At 38.9% G+C, this 18,991-nt stretch carries 8 protein-coding genes, 1 pseudogene and 1 riboswitch; of the genes and pseudogenes, 5 read left to right on the forward strand and 4 right to left on the reverse strand.

Translation table 11 applies throughout. From position 1 onward, the window contains the following. Positions 1–380 precede the first annotated feature (380 nt). The gene (locus tag K332_RS22210; protein ID WP_051359394.1) at positions 381–7,049 is read right to left on the reverse strand and encodes a pullulanase; all 6,669 of its coding nucleotides are present in this window, start codon (positions 7,047–7,049) and stop codon (positions 381–383) included. Positions 7,050–7,552: 503 nt separating this feature from the next. Next, positions 7,553–7,746, forward strand: a riboswitch (cobalamin riboswitch). 147 nt (positions 7,747–7,893) lie between these two features. Between K332_RS22210 and K332_RS0108580 the strand changes: the two genes are divergently transcribed. The 5 genes from K332_RS0108580 (at position 7,894) to K332_RS0108600 (ending at position 14,292) form a co-directional block, all read left to right on the forward strand. Further along, the gene (locus tag K332_RS0108580; protein WP_026907082.1) at positions 7,894–9,954 is read left to right on the forward strand and encodes a DUF4430 domain-containing protein; all 2,061 of its coding nucleotides are present in this window, start codon (positions 7,894–7,896) and stop codon (positions 9,952–9,954) included. 13 nt (positions 9,955–9,967) lie between these two features. Then, positions 9,968–10,846 carry a DUF4430 domain-containing protein gene (locus tag K332_RS23250; protein WP_026907083.1) on the forward strand — a complete coding sequence of 293 codons (879 nt, stop codon included), beginning with the start codon at positions 9,968–9,970 and terminating at the stop codon, positions 10,844–10,846. 253 nt (positions 10,847–11,099) lie between these two features. After that, entirely contained in the window at positions 11,100–11,978 is an 879-nt protein-coding gene (locus tag K332_RS0108590; RefSeq protein WP_026907084.1) for an energy-coupling factor transporter transmembrane component T, read from the forward strand. After that, positions 11,960–13,648 carry an ABC transporter ATP-binding protein gene (locus K332_RS0108595; protein WP_026907085.1) on the forward strand — a complete coding sequence of 563 codons (1,689 nt, stop codon included), beginning with the start codon at positions 11,960–11,962 and terminating at the stop codon, positions 13,646–13,648. Before K332_RS0108590 ends, K332_RS0108595 begins: the two co-directional genes overlap by 19 nt. Beyond that, positions 13,615–14,292 (forward strand): ECF transporter S component, encoded by a 678-nt coding sequence (locus K332_RS0108600; protein ID WP_026907086.1) that lies wholly within the window; start codon positions 13,615–13,617, stop codon positions 14,290–14,292. The genes K332_RS0108595 and K332_RS0108600 overlap by 34 nt, the downstream gene beginning before the upstream one ends. Before the next feature lie 86 nt (positions 14,293–14,378). Here the strand turns inward: K332_RS0108600 and K332_RS22220 are convergent. From K332_RS22220 to K332_RS0108615, 3 genes and pseudogenes are all read right to left on the reverse strand, one after another. Then, positions 14,379–16,750: pseudogene (locus K332_RS22220) on the reverse strand (penicillin acylase family protein). 371 nt (positions 16,751–17,121) lie between these two features. Next, positions 17,122–18,300, reverse strand: a complete 1,179-nt coding sequence (locus tag K332_RS0108610) for an aminotransferase (protein ID WP_026907087.1) — start codon at positions 18,298–18,300, stop codon at positions 17,122–17,124. Then, entirely contained in the window at positions 18,297–18,800 is a 504-nt protein-coding gene (locus tag K332_RS0108615) for an Lrp/AsnC family transcriptional regulator (protein WP_026907088.1), read from the reverse strand. Before K332_RS0108615 ends, K332_RS0108610 begins: the two co-directional genes overlap by 4 nt. Positions 18,801–18,991 lie beyond the last annotated feature (191 nt).

Below are 18,991 nucleotides of genomic sequence, written 5' to 3' on the forward strand. Positions count from 1 at the left end.
CGCATCTTGCTTTCTCAGATTACCTCCTTGAAACACAATACCTATCTGGTCGGACAAAGGGAGACCTCTGTGGGTCACATCGCTTCCTTTCCCCCTAGCCCAGCCCTCTTAACATTTCGAGCTACGTCAGTTATTGGGACTTCCTGTTTTCTTGCACAGTCACCCTACTCTCATGCCAACATGGGATACTGGCTCTGGTCAGGGGTTTGCCTTCAGACCCTCCGCACGGCTCCTCACGGTCTCCGCACTGTCTGTTAGCTAATACTTACCGACTGAACGGCGGTCGTATTCGGGACTTTCACCCTATAGTGAAGCGTGCTGCCACACGCACAAAAACTCCCCTTTGATATTCAAAGGGGAGTGAAGTAATTTATCTTCACTTACTGTGCTCTTCGTTTTCTCTGCATGAATAAACCTGTGGCACCGAGTACGAACAATCCGAAGCCTAGTAGTAACCAATTATACATATTGGTTGCGGTATCAGGTAATTCCTTTCCTTCCGATTGATTATTCTCATTACCTTTTCCATCATTCACATTGTTTCCATTGTCTTTATCTTGATCTTTACCAATTCCAGGATTATTGGATTCATCTTTACCTGGTTGTTTTTCTTCATCCGTACCTTCATCTTTGCCCTGATCTTTATCAGGTACTTCCTCACCAGGCTTGTCTCCATCACCAGGTGTATCTCCTCCATCTTCACCTGGGTCTTCCTCTTCGTTAGCAACTTTAATAACAACGGTTGTTAATCCATCTAAACGAATTTGATTCTCTGTTAGATCAAAGCCACTTTGTTCCGTAACTTCACTTGTACCAGCTTCATCGGCATCAACTATAACTGTACCTTCTGTTAAGTCTAAATCACCTAAAGATAGTACGCGTTCCTGATTATCAGCATTTAGGAATACATAATATTCTTCACTGTTATCAGATGAAACAGCACGATATGCTAATGCTAAATCATTTTCACTTATCTCAGGTATATCTAGCAATGTCACCTGAGAGTCTACTTCATCCTTTGTTCCTAACGTAAATGCATCTGTCGAACGACGAAGTTTAATTAATCCACTAGTATACTCTCTTGTTTTATTATGGATTGGGTAGAGCTCTTCATTTGTTGCCTTTTCCCAGTCAATACGATTAATACTATCCGATGAATCATAGGAGTCATGGATAAAGTACGGATATACAAACGGATTACCCTGCTCATCTGTCATGTAGGTTGATTTATAAGGCGCTTCCACTGTATCGGTTCGAAATTGTTTCGTACGTCCAAATTCCTGCCCTGCATGGATAAATGCTGTACCTTGAGAAGTCAATACCATCGCATTCCCTAATCGAATACGCTTATGAATTTCTTCCTCATGGTATTCAGGGTCTTTCTTAATTGATTGTGCAATGACATCATGCAATGTTAAGTTGTCATGTGCCGCAATATAAGGAACGACATCACCTGGATCATCCGCGACGAAATTATGTGGTTGAGCTTTTATGTTATCAAATATTTGTTGAATATTTCGAGCACCACCAGTTAAGAAACGTGGCTGTCCTTCACTACCAAAACCAGATTTCAACTCATTTCTAAATTCATCTGAGAAGGAAGCAACACTGTCGGTATATTGCATCCAATTTTGGTCAGCGGCCATCACTGGATCACCTTCATCACCAGCGAACGTTACCCAACCTTCCCCAATCATAATGATGTTAGGGTTAAGCTCTTTTGCTTTATCATAAGCTATTTGAATACTTTCCGCGTCATGGTCCCCCATCATATCAAAACGGAAACCATCAATTTTAAATTCTTCTACCCAGTATGTGATAGAATCTACCAAAACTTTCCGTGACATTTCATGTGTTGTTCCAAGACGTCCACCACCAAAGCTTTCTCTCGGTGTGCCATCCGCATCCATGAAATGATAATAATTTGGTACTAAATCTTCAAAAATTCTTACTTGTGCTGTATGGTTATAAACAACATCAAGCACAACACCCATCCCACGGCTATGAATTTCATCAATTAAACGTTTGAACTCTGCAATTCGTAATTCTGGGTCATCTGGATTTTCAGAGTACATGCCAGATAATGAAAAATAACTATGTGGGTCATAACCCCAATTATAATTATTATCTGTTGATGTCCAGTCAAGAATACGCTCATCACTTGCCCATTCATCACCAAAATAATAACTCATAACCGGTAATAATTGAATATGAGTAACGCCTAAATCCTGAATGTAATCTAGCTTTTCAACAAATGCACTAAATGTACCAAACTGTGAATCAAGTTCATCTGCAATATTCGGATCTGATGTAAAGTCGCGTACATGTACTTCATAAATAATCGCATCTTCACGTTTTTCAAATCCATCGATAGTAGCATAAGAAAGCTCTGGACCGATTGTTGATGGATCAACAATCGCAGCTTTACCAATAGAATATTGGCCACCGCTTTCCGGATTTACCCATGCAGCCATTGATTTCGCATAAGGATCTAATGCTAATTTTTCTTCTCCATCATGGGTAATCTTGTAATGATAGTAATAACCTTCTAGACTATTTAATCCGGTGTTGGCATTATCTAATGTAACCTCCCAAACACCACGTTCGCCTAATGTCATCGGAATATTATCCTGAACAACATGAAACTGGTCATCTTTATCATAAAGAACGATGGAGACATTTTCTGCCTTTGGTGACCAAAGCTTTAATGTAGCTCTACCATCAGCATGTAGTTCAGCACCGAGCTCACCATCATAACCATACATTTCATCAATCATTCTCCAACCACTTGAAGCAGCGATTGTTTTATCCCCGTAGGTTATTTGGAACGGTACTTTTTCCAAATCAAACGTTCCGAATAATTCTACCGTTACACCATCGACAATGGTTGTACTATCAACGGTTACCTCATTACCATCTTTATCCGATACGATAATTCCTTCTAAAAGATCGCTTTCTGTTAACCCATCTGTTTTAGTAAAACGCAGTTGGATTTTTTCATCCGATAATACTTCTCCTGATAGAAGCATAATCGGAATGGAACCATAAGGATTTGTATACACTTGGTCATCTCCGTCAGTTACAAAAATTTGATTATGGTCGAGCATATTAAAACTATAATCAACGGTCTGTTCTTCACTTTGTTTATTTACAAAAAGAAATCCGATTTCACTAGCGTCTTCAGCTAGTTTCAGGTCATAATAGGCACCATATTTTCCAACACCACTACTGTCTTCCCCATTTGGCCAGTTTTCAGTTGGTGCTGCTACATCGCCCCATGTCCAAAGTGACCAACCATCATAGTTTTGGTCCTCGCGGTCATAATGAATTCGAATCGTATTGTCTGGTAAATCCACTGGTTCAACTAAGGAAACCTCGTCTGAACCTTGTTCAATCCATACTTCATTCATTTCTGGTGAGAATAACTCGACAAACTTATCGCCACCATCTTTATCACCAGTTGTTGTATTTAACACTAAAAACCCAACCTTCTGTGCATCACCCTTCAACGGGACATCAACATATGCACCATAGGAAGTTTGTTGGCCATCCACAAACGGCGTAGCCCCCGTTGGCCAGTTTTCAGAAGGTGCTTCAACATCTTCCCATAGCCATACGCCTAAACCATTATAATTTGCATCATCACGTTGGTAATGAATACGCAATGTATCTTCTGGAATTTCTGGTACCGTAATTTCTCCGGTTGCATCATTTTCACCCGATACTAAGACAATCGTCCCACCATCATCTCTCGCTGGAAGTGTAACAGAAACACTACGATCCGCACCAACAGCAACCGTTTCCCCATTATATTCATCCGTAGCCACTGTATTTTCTACAAATGGAACCTGGATTGTCGTTTCCACAGCATCATTTGTTGTATTAATCCCAACAATGACAGACTTCCCACCGTAGCTCCGCTTATAAATCATATAGCTAGACTCATTATCGCCAGCCAATAGCTCATAACTACCTTTTGATAGAATGCTTGAATAATCGTCACGAATATTTAGTAGCTTCGAATAATGTTCATGAACATCATTTCCTTCAACCTCGTCCCAAGGAAAGACATAACGGTTATCATATACTGGCCAATTATTTTTTCCTGATAAACCTAGCTCTTCCCCATAATAAATAACAGGTTGCCCTTTAGACATAATTTGTAGTGTAGAAGCAATTTTTAATTTACTCGTATCTTGGTCACCAATATAATGTAAAAATCCATCCTCGTCATGGCTTCCTAAGAACTGTCCCATCACAGCTGTATTATCCATGATTTCGTTTCTTTCATTGATTTTCGAATGGACCGAATTAATATTCCCATTCACTAAATCTTTTGCAATATTTTTAAAATCAAAATCTAGTAACGAATCCATCGTACCAGTATTCAAATAGCGTTCAGCATGATTATTCGTTGCAGTTGCTCCAAATGCTTCACCAATCATTTTGAATTCAGGCATTGCTTTTGTTAATTCATTTTTAAAATGCATTAATGTTGCATCATCTACATGTTTCACCGTATCAACACGGAAGTAATCAATCGTATTTCCCTTTTCCGTTGTTGCTTTTTCTAACCAGTTTACTTGCCAATCTACAAGTTGCTCTCGTACTTCTGGATTTTCTGTTATAAAATCCGGTAGTCCTGAAAGCTCACCAGTAACTTCATTACCAGAATCTCCACCATCTTGGCGAAGCATATCTTGGAATTTTTCACGGTCTTCATTCGTTGGATAACCTTCTGGTGGATTTGCCGCCTTACCATCATCCATTTTCAAGCCATAGCCTGCATGGTTTAACACAACATCAACCATTATCTTAATCCCACGCTCACTTGCTGCATCAATTAATTCATGGAATTCTGCTAATGTTCCAAGATGTGGATTAAGTTTTTCAAAATCCTTCGCCCAATATCCATGATAGCCATAGTAGGCAGCACCATCCGCATTTTGATCATTGTAGGCTACATCATGATAGACATTTTCTACAATTGGCGTAATCCAAATGGTATTAATTCCTAAGTCATCTAAATAATCCAGATTTTCAGTAACACCTTTAAAATCCCCACCTTGGTAAGCACCAGGGCTTGTTGGGTCATAGCCAATATTAGTGTTATTCGCTTCATTTCCATCAGCAAATCGATCGGTTAGCATGAAATAAATCCTTGCCTCATCCCAGTCAAAGTCTTCTTCCCCATTTATAACACGTGGTTCAATCGTGACTTGGGTCTCGGTTTCATGTGTTACACCGTATACATCAACAACCGTTATAGGAAGTACCTTCACGCCAGCAGTTACATCATCACCGACAGCAATGGTCACAGCATTCAGTTCCGGATCAATTGTTGTTTTACTTTTTCCGCCAAGTGCTGTTAAATCAACATACATTTCACGAATTTCTGCTTGATCAACTGCGCCCTCACTATTGGTAACATCAATTGATAGTACTGCATTTTGATTATAATTTATTGTCGTTGGTGCAACTTCCCCTGAAATCGTCATCTCAAGCGTTGAAAGGTTAACAAAAGATTTCCCCTCATCATTCATGTTGTATGGATCAGCAGTCTCCATTGTCTTACCATTCGTAGTTACGAGATACGTATATTCATAGGATCCTTCTGGTAAACTTTGAACAGTCGTAGTATATCGTTCATTATCTTCTTCAAAAATCATATCGTACGTTTTTCCATCTATCTTTACTTGTACCAAATCGATCGTATCCATTGCATCATTACGATATAATTCAGCATCACGATAGAAGAAGGTAACATTCTCTGGCTCGATAACCGGTGCCGAAGCAAATGGTACGGTTCGGTATTCAAATTCTCCTTCTTTAACAAATACTTTTGTTAATTTTTCAGTTGGACTAATTCCAATCGTACGGTCTTCATCAACATCCACTTCATTCCAATCCGTGCCTTTTCTCACTTTAAATCCCATGTTTTTAGTCGCTGGGCCAACCTCAATATTAGCTTTAGCAACTTCCCCTACTTCTGAAAAGTCAATTTGTCCATCACGAGCACCAGTATTCCATGTCCAAATATTCCAGCCCTCGTAATCTTTGTTTACTCGTTCATAAACAAATTGAACTGTCGGTGGAAAATAACCATCCTCAATAGTAGGCTCACTATAATAAACCTCTTCATCCCCTTGGACAATCCATACTTCTACCTTATTTTCCCCTTGAGGCATTTCTATCATTCTCTCAACCTCTTGGGCTTCCCACTCACCTAATCTAGTAATTATTTGAAGTTTATCTTGTGCAAACTTGTATGTTGCTGTTGCATAATCGCCATTTTGTGATTGGAACTCATACCCAGCGCTATGTAACCCATCGCCCCAAATCCACATATCAAAGTCCATCGCCTTACCATCATGGCGATAATAATTAATGGTAAACTCATTCATTGTCATCGAATCAACGATTGAAACTTCTTTTGTTGATATAAAGCCTTCATATGCTGCTTGGATAGTGAGGGTACTACCGGCTGCAGCATCCTCTGCAACGGAAAGTACGTCACCATTTACGGTTACACCTTGAGTTGGTTCTACTAATGACCATGTTGGTGTTGCCTCTGTAATGGTTCCATCTTCCTGTACAAATAATCCAGCCAAAGTTGTTTCTGTTCCTAGCTGTAATGTGCCAGGGATTTGGTTAAGTTGTACACCAGATACATGAACGACGGAATTACCATCGTTTTCTAGTGGATTCAATGGATCCTTGAAATCCCCATCCTCCCATGATGAACCTTTAACAAACTTATACTCATATGTACCGGGTTCTAGCTTCATCGTTTTCGTGAAAACACCATCGATATTCTCCATTTGAATAGCATTTTCAATCTTCCAATTATTGAAGCTGCCTACGACATATAGTGCTTCCCCATCATGCTCAGCATGAAATGATACATTTCCACTATTGTCCACTACCGGACTTTGCATACCGTCATTTGTGGATTCAGCAAACACCGGCTGCACACCTGTGAACAAACTAAAGATCATTAATAACGTTAGAAAAATCGATACTCCTTTACTATGCTTCTTGATTACCATTACATAACTCCTCCCTGTATTTCTTTAAGATAGGCACATGGCAATTTGATGCAAAATTTGCATGCGCAACTTGTGAAAACGTTTGCACACATGTGTAAAAAAAATGAACTAAACAACTGAAAAAATAAGCATAATATCGTGAAAGCGTTTTCCTAATTCTAACATACTACTTTTCTATTAATAATACAAGAAACAATTATGTGGACAAAAAGAGCCGCGGGGACAGGTTCCTTGGCTGGGCCAAAAGTAGCCATGAGTACGAATCCATTCAGTGGGACGTGGAACCGCATCCTCAGCTCCACTAGCTCAATCGCATTTCCACGTTATCAATATTGATTAGATTCTATCTAGCCGTCCATTCAACATCCACGAATGGCCGTAACTCTTATATAGTGAGCAAATTCATTTATTACTTGTAAATTGAGCCACGGTACCTGTCCCCATGGCTGGAAGTGTCCCGCATGGCTTGACGAATGAAAAATGTTAGATTACATTGGTTATAATTGAATATCGAAAAAATAGGTTGATTTGGCTATTTGTAAAGTCAAATCATGAAAAGGGAAGTCCGGTGTGAATCCGGCGCGGTCCCGCCACTGTAAATGGGAGAATTCTATTAATAGTCCACTGTCAAAAGATGGGAAGGAAATAGATTTCAATGATCATGAGCCAGGAGACCTGCCTATTTTTTTCACCATTCAACCTACGCGGATAGGGAGGTGTGTTAGCAGGCTAATGCTTTTAGTTTTTTTCAATTTATATTGCATTGGTATAAACGCACATAACATCTCTCCAAGATAGAGATGTTTTTTTATTGTCCAAATTTTTATAATCAGGAGGAATGAAGATGAAAAAGAGATACAAACTACTAAACTATTTCATTGTAACACTACTGTTTTTTACACCATTTTTCACACTCGGTACTAATGTGGCAGTAGCTAGCAACCAAGCATCTGCTCAACTAAAAGGTGAGCAACAGCATACAGTAGAATATTCTATCGTCATATCGGATGGTGAGGTTCCACTTTCCTCATATGATGTAGAAATCACAGAAGGAGATACAGTTCTAGATGCTTTAGTGAAGGCGACAGAAGGAAAACAAATTGATTTAGCATACAGTGGTCAAGATGATGGCGCATATGTAGAGGGTATTGATGGAGTATTTGAATTTGATAGGGGTCCTGGCAGTGGCTGGATGTATCGAGTAAATGGTATTTTCCCTAACCGAGGTGCAGGTGTTATTAAACTAGTACCTGGAGACCAAGTGGAATGGCTATATACAACAGACCTTGGTCAGGATATAGGTGCAGAATTACAATCATTTCGAGACAACTTAGACCCTACCATTGTTGTCACGGGGATTTCAAATAATGAAACCGTATACAATGAAGAATTGCACTTTCAAATTGAAGCCAGCAGTTATTTTGGTACAACGTTATCACCAATCGTAAAGGTAAATGATGTGGATATTTCTCCTAGTGAAGGAAACAACTTTTCTGTAGATTTACAAGAAGGCGTAAATACGATTCGCGTACAAGCTGGAGACTTAGATGGAAGAAGTGTTTCCCAAACTTATACAATCCAGTATGAAAAAACAGAAGAAAAAACTCCAGTACAACCAACACCAGGAAACGGTGAACTAGAGATCGACCATGGACAAATCACCTCTGCCATTGAAAAAGCAAGTGACTTTATACTTGCCCATGGTGTCAATAGTGAATGGGAAGCAATTGGATTAGCAAGGGCTGGAGTATCTATTCCAAGCTCCTATATAGATGTGTTAAACCAAAATGTGGAAGACCAGATTACCAATGGACTTGAAAATGGTCGTATAAAGATTACAGATATTGAACGCATTGCATTAGCAGCTGTTGCTATCGGATTAGACCCAACGGATATTGGTGGTAAAAATTTAATCGAATTAATTTATAACAGTCCAGAACGTCGTGGCGGTTATGACACCATGACATTCCAAGGAAATAATGGTCCAATTTTTGCTTTAGTTGCATTGGATAGCCAAAAATTCTCTGTTCCTGAAGATGCAAAGTGGACAAGACAAATGCTGATTGACGAATTACTGCGTACACAAAATGCTGATGGCAGCTGGTCTTTAAATGAGATGTTTAATACTCCTAGCGTAGATATAACTGGAATGGCATTAATTGGACTGAGCCCTTATAAGGACCAACCTGCAGTTAAAGAAGCACTAGATCGTGCTGTTGAATGGCTTTCCAGTGTTCAAACCGTAAATGGTGGTTTTGATGGTGGTGATTTTGTTGGGGGGATTACAAGTGAAGCAACTTCACAGGTAATAATCGGCTTAACAGCCTATGGCATAGACCCTACATCGGATAAATTTACTAAAAACGGAAATAACATCATAACCCACTTTTTAGAATTCCAAAACCCAGATGGTGGTTTCAAACATACGATGGATTACGACTATTCAGATGCGATGGGTACAGAACAAGCATTACAAGCACTTGTGGCATACGATTTATTCCTAAATGGTAAAGGAAATCTCTATCACTTTGGACAACTTGATAATGAGGATGACAAGGAAGAGAGTCCTGAAGAGGAAACTCCAGTAGATAATGAGGATGACCAAGGTGAGGACGCAACTTCAGGGAATGAAGAAAACAAAGACGAGGAAGTGACTCCTGGAAATCAAGAAGCTAACCATGACAAAGAAGAAGTCATTCCTGGGAACAAAGAAGATAGCACTAACAATGAAATCACACCTGGCAATATAAAACAGGTAAAAACAGATCCAACAGAAAGCGGTAAAAAGTTACCAGATACTGCATCCAATCTTTATAACTTCCTATTTTTTGGTACTATTTTAATGCTAATTGGAGGAGTATTACTATACCTTCATATTAGAAAACAAACAAAACTAGTTTCATAAAAGGGGTGCTAGAATGACAAATTGGTTCAAGCAGCTTTCACTAATCATTACAATTTTTACTATATTTATCGTTATGGGCTGCAGTCCATCGATTGAGATGCCCTTATCAAAAGAAGAAGCCAGCCAACTAACGAAATTAGATGTGGAAGCTAGTCCGATAGAGAAAGCTAATCAAGATGAAGTTCTTAATAAAAATCCTGAAAAAACAAAAACGGAGTCAACGGAAACCCAAGGAAAAGATTCCAATAGTAATAATAAGGAAAATAGCTCCTCCACTATGGAACAAAGTCCAGCTTCTAATTTTAAGTCAGAAACGAATTCAGAAAACGAAAAAACAAAACCAGAATCCACTTCAAACGAAAACATAACAAAGTCTGAGAATAAGGCAGATACGAATCGTTCGGCTGTAAAGAATGAAAATAACAAACCTAAATCAACTACAGGAAAAGAAAATAGCACACCGTCTGATAAGAATAATAGCGATAAAAAACAGGATAGTACAGAGACTGAACCTACTCCTTCGCCATCCAATACCATTGTTTACTCCATCGTCATTTCGGAGGAAACCGATGAAATTCCACTTTCACCAACCGAGATGGAAATAGAGGAAGGGGATACAGTCTTAGATGCCTTAATTAACATAACGATGGCTAAGAGTATTCAAATGGACTATCGTGGCGGACAAGGTGCTACAGCTTATGTAGAAGGCATTGCTAATGTTTATGAGTTTGACCGTGGCCAAGGTAGCGGATGGATGTATCGGGTTAATGGTATTTTTCCAGACCGTGGAGCCGGTGTTGTTCCACTACTACCAGGTGACCGAGTCGAATGGCTGTATACTACGGATTTAGGTGTGGACTTAGGTGCTAACCTACAACCTTTTCGAAGGTAAGTTCAACACAACAGAATAAATTAAAAAAGGATAAAGTCGCGCGAGCTAAGACGTAACTTGCGCGAAAATCCGTAAAATTCCGAAAGAATTGGAAAGATTCGCGCCACCTTACCGTGGCTTAGTGATGTGGTTCTTGTGTACGTATTCAATAATCTGACGCAAGTTCTCCATCACCTCATGTAGAAAAATGGTGGAGTCACGCGAGTCTTTACTTTTTACGCAACTTAGGCTTCAAAGAAAGATGGTGATCAGTATGGAAAGCGGGTTTCGTAGCTACCATCCATATGTTCAATTTTGCTATTATCTTTTTGCTGGTTTTTTAATCATGTATTTCAACCATCCTATATTTTTAACTAGTGTTTTATTATTATTAATCCTTGTCAACCTATCCCATGATGGTGGAAAAGCATTAAGAAAATGGATTCTTATTCTCGTCATCATGAGTGCCATCATTATCCTCTTGAATCCCTTTTTAGTTTCAAGGGGAACAACTATTTTATTTTATTTTCGCGGGAAGCAAGTGACTCTCGAGGCAGCAATGTATGGCATAACGATGGCATTATTCATTGTTAACATTCTGATTCTATTTATCTCTTTTAATTTAATATTAAATGGCAACCGATTTTTATACATATTTTCAAAGTTTCTCCCTCGTACTGCATTTTTAATTATGATTTCGATTCGATTTGTTCCGTTGTTAAAAAGAAGATTGGATCAAATAAGTGAGGTCCATCTCATTCGCGGCATGAGTATGACTACTGGGAGTCTTAAAAGTAGAATGAAGAATGGAATGTTACGAATGCAGATTTTATTAACATGGTCACTCGAAGAAGCTGTCCAATCCGCAGATTCAATGAAAGCAAGAGGTTATGGCTTAGGAAACAAGACATCCTATATCCCTTATAAAATGAAAAAACGAGATTGGAGTTGGCTTATTACCCTATGTATTCTTTTTTGTCTTTGTATTGCCGGTGGAACGTTAGGTTATGGAAAGTTAATGATATATCCCGAACTTGGTACCTTAGATTTCTTTTTAATAGATTGGGTTTTATTCATTTGTATGATTATGCTAGTTGCATTTCCATTAATGATTGAAGGGAGAGAAAAAATACGGTGGAAATTTTCAAGATAAAGGACTTGTCATTTAAATATCCAGACACAGAGGAGAAGGCACTTAATCATTTATCATTAACTATATATGCCGGAGAATTTGTTGTCATCTGTGGACCGAGTGGTTGTGGAAAATCAACATTACTTCGTTTGATGAAAAAAGACCTCTCCCCGTTTGGTGATACATCGGGTGATATCCTATATGTCGGAAAATCACTAAATGATTGGGATGAAAAAACACTCGTTGAAGATATTGGATTCCTCTTTCAAGACCCGGATAACCAAATCATTATGGAAGATGTATTACAGGAGATTGTTTTCGGACTAGAAAATATAGGTTGTTCTAATGTAGAAATGCGGAAACGAGTTGCCGAGTTGGTTCACACATTTGGTTATGAACAATTATTAGATAAGAAGGTTTCCGAGCTATCTGGTGGACAAAAGCAAATCTTAAATCTTCTATCCATTTTGTTGTTAAAACCAAAGGTCCTTCTTCTTGATGAACCGACATCCCAATTGGATCCAATTGCTGCAAAAGACCTACTTCTTATTCTAGAACGATTGAATACCGAATTAGGTATAACTATTATATTAGTAGAACACAGATTAGAAGAATTATTCGACCTAGCTGACCGCGTCATGATGATGGACAAGGGAGATATTGCTTGCAACGGGACATCTAGGGAAGTTATACATGCCATTCATCAACAACAAGATCAACGATTCCTTTTGTATCTTCCGGCTGTTTCCCTCTTATACTTGGAGAAGTCGTTAGACACGTCAATGGAGGGCATACCATTAAATGTAAAACATTGCAAAGCATGGATGTCATCTGTATCAAGTAAGATTTCCTCCAACGTTATGGTATCAGAACAGAAAGCAATATCTAACGAAAGACCAATCATTGAATTGAAAGATGTCTTCTATCAATTTAACAAGGACTTACCAATGGTACTCCGGGATCTTAATATCCAGGTTAATACGGGAGATTTTCATGCGATTATAGGTGGCAATGGTTCTGGTAAGACAACCTTATTAAAAGTTTGTTTAGGTATACTAAAACCCCAGCGAGGGACAGTACGTATTTTCGGGAAAAAATATAGTAAGAAACTAGGGCTTGAGCTATATAAGAAAATTGCCTATATACCACAGAATCCACTTACCTTTTTTGTTCAGGATTCCATTGAAAAAGAGATGTACCATATCGCTCAAGAGCGCAATATCAAAAATCCAGAATTAATCATAACGAAACGATTACAGCAGTTGGGTATTAACCATTTAAGAAAAAAACACCCCTATGACTGTTCTGGTGGGGAAATTCAAAAAGCAGCCCTTGCCTGTATGTTGATGGAGGAACCTGAAATATTATTCATTGATGAACCAACAAAAGGGCTAGATCCAATTTCCAAGCAACAGCTAGCAAAAATCCTCAACCAATTACATTTGGATGGGATAACGATAATAATGGTTACACATGATATTGAATTTGCAGCGCAACATGCGACAACATGTGCGATGATGTTTAATGGGAATATTACAGTGGAAGCATCACCTGAGAAGCTGTTTAAAGGAAATTACTTTTATACAACCACCATGAATCGGGTAACACAAAATAGTGATTTTCCTGAAGTATTAACGCTGGAGGAGGCAAAAGCTTTATGGAAAAAAGAAAAACTATTCTCCTCCTTATAATTATATTATTTAGTTTGATTGTCGTCTCATTTATTCTTTTTCCTTACCAGCATTATTTAATATTAAGCTTGGCTATCATCGGGATTATCTTTTTCATTTTCTTTACTCGTTTTGAAATAAGAAAAATTAAAGCAAGGGAAATAGTGATTTTAGCCATTCTTGCGGCAACCGCTGCAATCTCCCGCGTACCTTTTGCAGGATTACCAAGTATTCAACCTACCTCTTTTGTTATCATTACGGTAGGACTTGTCTTTGGAGCAGAATCAGGATTTCTGGTCGGCGCAGTTGCAGCAATTGTTTCCAATATCTTTCTAGGACAAGGACCTTGGACACCATGGCAAATGTTTGCTTGGGGAACAATGGGACTAAGTGCTGGATTATTACGTATGTTTCTATGTAAAAAATGGATGCAATGCTTCTTCGGCTTTATCTGGGGATTTGTCTTTGGTTGGATTATGAATTTATGGATCATCACGAGCAACGCACAGAACTTCTCATGGGAATTCCTTGCTAGCGTTTATTTTTCTAGCATCTCTCATGATTTAGCACATGCGATATGTAATGTGGTGTTTATTATTATTTTCAGCACGAGTTGGGTTAAGATACTCCAACGATTTAAGAGAAAACATGGGTTATTGAATTAAAACAGCCACACAAACAACCACAAAAAATAGAGCCGTGGGGACAGGTTCCTTGGCAGGGCCAAGGAACCTGTCCCCACGGCTTCTTTTTATGGAACTAGTTGAAGTGTTTGACCTTTATCTGTGTCTAATTTTGTCTTATGATAAGTCCCCTCTACCCAATCATCCATCTGGTCATGATACCATTCGCTTCTAAAATGCCCTTCTTGTCCGGGACCAACTATATGGTACCCAGTAGTAGGTTCACCCATATCAATGACAAACCGCCATGACGCGCCATGATCTACTTCTCCTGTTTCTGTATCGTAAGCTGCTGCCATTGATGTTACGCTACTTCCCCCAACCGGAAGTGAATCTTCATGATTGAAGAAGTAAGCTAATACTGGATGAACCGCTGATAATGGATGTGGGAACTGGACTTGATGATACTCTCCCCACTCCCAAGTAAGCATATCGTCCCCATATTCTTCAGTAAGTTTCTCTATGGTATGTTGTAAAGATAGATGAAGCACACTCTCCAGTCCCCCATTATCATCAAACCATATGGAACTATTACCACTTGCAGCATTTCGAAGGATTTCATCCGTCGTTTGACCACGGCTATTAAATAAACCCATGACCCCATCTGGTAGATTTTGATATAAAATCACTTCTACTTCGTCCATCCAATGGTGGAAAATTAATGGCTGTGCTGCATCAACTTGATCAATATAATCCCAATCTTCAAGTAGCGATACCGCTGCAGATTCAGAGTCTGTTAACATCGCTTCTTCCAGAACTCCTAAGAAAATTGGTACAAATTCCCTTGCTTGTAAATTCATTTGATCCATCTGTAGATCCATCATGTCCTCTGCAGTTAGTGAATCATTCGACTCCAGCACCTCAGCAATTCTCTCATATCGATACGGCTGTGCCCACACATTACTAATATGGTAAGGATATTTATCACTCGCTATTTTATTATTTGCTGTTGCGATAAATCCTTTTTCCGGATTAACTACGCTTGGCAATTCATCAAATGGAATATAGTCTTCCAATATATATTCAGATTCCCAACCTGGAAGCGGCAATAACGCGTCCTCGCTATTTTCATAGATAGGAATTTTACCATTTGCTTTATAGGCAACCGTGCCATCCTTAGATGCAAAAACAAAATTTTGCGCTGGAACGAGGAATTTCTCTAATCCTTTCTCGAATTCCTCCCAGTCTGATGCTCGATTCATTTCTAGAATGGCTTCTAGTTCTGTCGTTGCATCTAGTGCAGTCCATCTTAATGACATCACCGTATCTTTTCCACTCTCCTCAGCAAATTCCGATACAATTGGTCCATGCCTTGTCTCCACTACTTGATAGTCAAGTGTTCCTCCATCCTTCACGCGGATTGGTTCATCAATAATAGTTGCCTCTTCCCATTCTCCTTCAAAAAGAAATTCATTAGGATTATCGGGATTTCTTTTTTCTAAGTAGAGCTGTTGAACATCCGGACCGGTGTTTGTTACTCCCCAGGCGATTTTGTCATTATGGCCAAGAATAATTCCTGGAACTCCTGCAAAAATTACTCCACTTACATTCAAGTCTTTCGTCTGTAAGTGCATTTGCATCCAAATGGACGGGGTAGCCAAACCAAGATGTGGGTCATCGGCAAGTAATGGCAGACCTGATTCTGTTTTCTCCCCGCTCACAACCCAATTATTACTTCCGTTATACGCATGGGGAATCACTGCCTTTTCAAAACTTGCAGCAACATCAACCACTTCTTCATCATTTATGATTGTCGTTTATTTTCAGGATAAACAGGAAATAGTTCATATGCTTTTTCCTCATCAAATTCATTCATTACATAGTAATTAAACGCCTGTCTTTCCCAATGTCCACCAAGGTCAAACGCCATAAATTTTCCAATCGTTAAAGAATCAATTGGTGTCCACTCAGCTGGCTCACTTCCCAACAGTAAAAATTCAACCGGTAAGGCATTAGCATCCGTTGCTTCTTGGATATATGCGTTGACACCATCAGCAAACCATTGTAAAACCTGCTTGCTCTCATCGGTATAAATAGCATACGACCTTTCCGCAGCACGTCTTAATCCTAGCGTACGAAAATATTTATCCTGGTCAACTACTGCCTCCCCAACAACTTCACTTAACATTCCAGATGCCTGTCTCCTTGATAATTCCATTTGGAACATTCGATTTTGTGCTTGCATATACCCTTGAGCTATATATAAATCATGATCATTTGATGCTCGAATATGCGGAACCCCGTGCTCATCCGTCGTTACAATAACTTCCTCTTGTAACCCAGGAATTTGAATCGTTCCATCAACCTGTGGAAGTGATTTATTTATGTATCCGTTTACAAAAAATAAACTAACGACACAAAGTACTATTAAAACCCCAACAACTATTAAACTTACTTTCTTCCAACTTCTCTTCCTTTTTTCTGGTAAAACTTCAGACATGCTCGGTTCCTGCATCGTACAAGCCCCCTATATTTCAAATTTTCCGATAGTTAAATCATATCATTTTTGAGGGGTGCCTGTCACTTCCCGTTTTTTGAATTATTTTGTCGAATAGAGGGATTATTTAGGGCTGTTTTTGATGAGATTCTCTTAATTTGGGGATAGTCTTTATCCAAGATTATGCTGCATATTGTTCCAATCCACTAAACATCTTTACGTTTATAATCGAGACCGGATCAGAAATAATTAATATGCCACTTTTGGGGTGTATTTTTCGATTATTACAATGAGAAGATAAACCTAAAATAAGGAGAGAATTTTTAAAAAACAGACTAAAAATCCTCTCCCGTAATCATTAGTTTTACATTAAATTATTTCTTAACATACCTACCTAAAAACCGCTCCATCCGAACAACAGCTTCTTGTAATTGTTCAATCGAAGTTGCATATGAACACCTAATATAGCCTTCACCACTAGCACCAAATGCGCTGCCTGGAACTACTGCAACCTTCTCTTCCTTAAGTAAATTCTCAGCGAACTCTTCAGAAGTAAGTCCGGTTTTCTTAATAGAAGGAAATACATAAAAAGCTCCACCAGGCATGTGGCATTCTAGTCCAATTCGATTTAATGATTGAACCAAAAGATTTCGTCTCCTCCAATAGCTTTTCTGCATTTTTTCCACTTGCTCAGTACTATCCCGAAGTGCTTCAATTGCACCAAGTTGTAGCATATGTGGAGCACACATGGTTGTATGCTGATATATTTTCAACATAACACTGGTTATCTCTTTTGGAGCAGCAACAAATCCTAGTCGCCATCCCGTCATGGCAAAACCTTTAGAAAAACCATTGATTGTTATCGTCCGCTCGAACATTCTCGGAAGCGAAGCAAAGCTTGTAAACTCTTGATCATACGTTAGTTCAGCATAAATCTCATCCGAAACAACAATCAAATCATGCTCCTCCACAACCTCAGCAAGAGCAGCTAGTTCTTCCTTATTCAAACAGGTACCAGTAGGATTGTTTGGCGAACATAATAAGATTGCCTTCGTTCTTTCCGTTATGGCAGCTTCCATTAGTTCCGGTGTTACTTTAAATCCATTTTCTGCATAGGTTGCAATTGAAATTGGGACACCGCCTGCCATCGAAACAAGCGAAGCATAAGCGACGAAAGCAGGTTCTATAATTAAGACCTCATCCCCAGGATTTAATAAGGTCCGAAATGTTAGATCTAATGCCTGACTTGCTCCAACCGTAACAATTACCTCGTTTTCAGGCTGATAAAAGACGTTAAATCTTCTTTTAAGATATGCACTTATTTCCTCACGTAATTCTAACAGTCCCGCATTTGCTGTATAGGAAGTATACCCATCACTTAATGCCGCTATGGACCGGTCACGAATATTCCAAGGAGTGACGAAATCAGGTTCTCCCACTCCGAGCGAAATTACCCCTTCCATACTAGCTGCTAGGTCAAAGAATTTTCTAATTCCAGAAGGTTGTAGTTCAATTGCCTTTGTTGATAGGTACTTATGATAATCTTTACTCATGGAGTAATCACCATTCTTCGATCATCATCTTTGTCACCTTCCATAATAACACCATCATGCTTGTACTTTTTCAACATAAAGTGAGTGGTTGTTGAGACAACACTTTCTATAGTTGATAACTTTTCGGAAATAAACAAGGCGATATCTTTCATCGATTTTCCTTCAACAGATACCGATAAATCATATGTTCCTGACATTAAATATAATGATTTCACTTCTGGATAACGATAAATTCTTTCCGCTACCTCATCAAAGCCAACACCGCGCTTAGGTGTAACCTTCACATCAACCATTGCTACTATAGCTTCCTTGCCCTCTATCTTACTCCAATCAATAAGAGTCGGATAACTTACGATAATGCCTTCTTGTTCTAATTGCTTAATATGCTTACTAACATCTTCCTCATCCAATTGGAGTTGCTCTGCAATAGATTTTGGTGTCACTTGATGATTTTCTTCCAGTACTTCTAGAATGTCTAATTGCTCTTGTAAAAGCTTCATTTGTAATTCACCCTTCTACTTGGAAAAATGTAGTTCTAAAATAACAGTATAATCTAAAACACCATTTCAAGCCATGGAGACATTTCAAGCCATGGGGACGGGTTCCTCGGCTCTTTTGATTTCGGGATATTTCGGCCAATGAACCTGTCCCCATGGCCTGTTCACAATATGTTAATAATTTCACAAACCAC

It is taken from the genome of Paucisalibacillus globulus DSM 18846 (assembly GCF_000482485.1).
Lineage (GTDB): Bacteria > Bacillota > Bacilli > Bacillales > Amphibacillaceae > Ornithinibacillus > Ornithinibacillus globulus.

Coding starts and splice junctions, on each gene's coding strand:
- K332_RS0108615 (WP_026907088.1), bottom strand. CDS start 18,800: ATGAAGCTTTTACAAGAGCAATTAGACATTCTAGAAGTACTGGAAGAA.
- K332_RS23250 (WP_026907083.1), top strand. CDS start 9,968: ATGACAAATTGGTTCAAGCAGCTTTCACTAATCATTACAATTTTTACT.
- K332_RS0108600 (WP_026907086.1), top strand. CDS start 13,615: ATGGAAAAAAGAAAAACTATTCTCCTCCTTATAATTATATTATTTAGT.
- K332_RS0108580 (WP_026907082.1), top strand. CDS start 7,894: ATGAAAAAGAGATACAAACTACTAAACTATTTCATTGTAACACTACTG.
- K332_RS0108590 (WP_026907084.1), top strand. CDS start 11,100: ATGGAAAGCGGGTTTCGTAGCTACCATCCATATGTTCAATTTTGCTAT.
- K332_RS0108610 (WP_026907087.1), bottom strand. CDS start 18,300: ATGAGTAAAGATTATCATAAGTACCTATCAACAAAGGCAATTGAACTA.
- K332_RS22210 (WP_051359394.1), bottom strand. CDS start 7,049: ATGGTAATCAAGAAGCATAGTAAAGGAGTATCGATTTTTCTAACGTTA.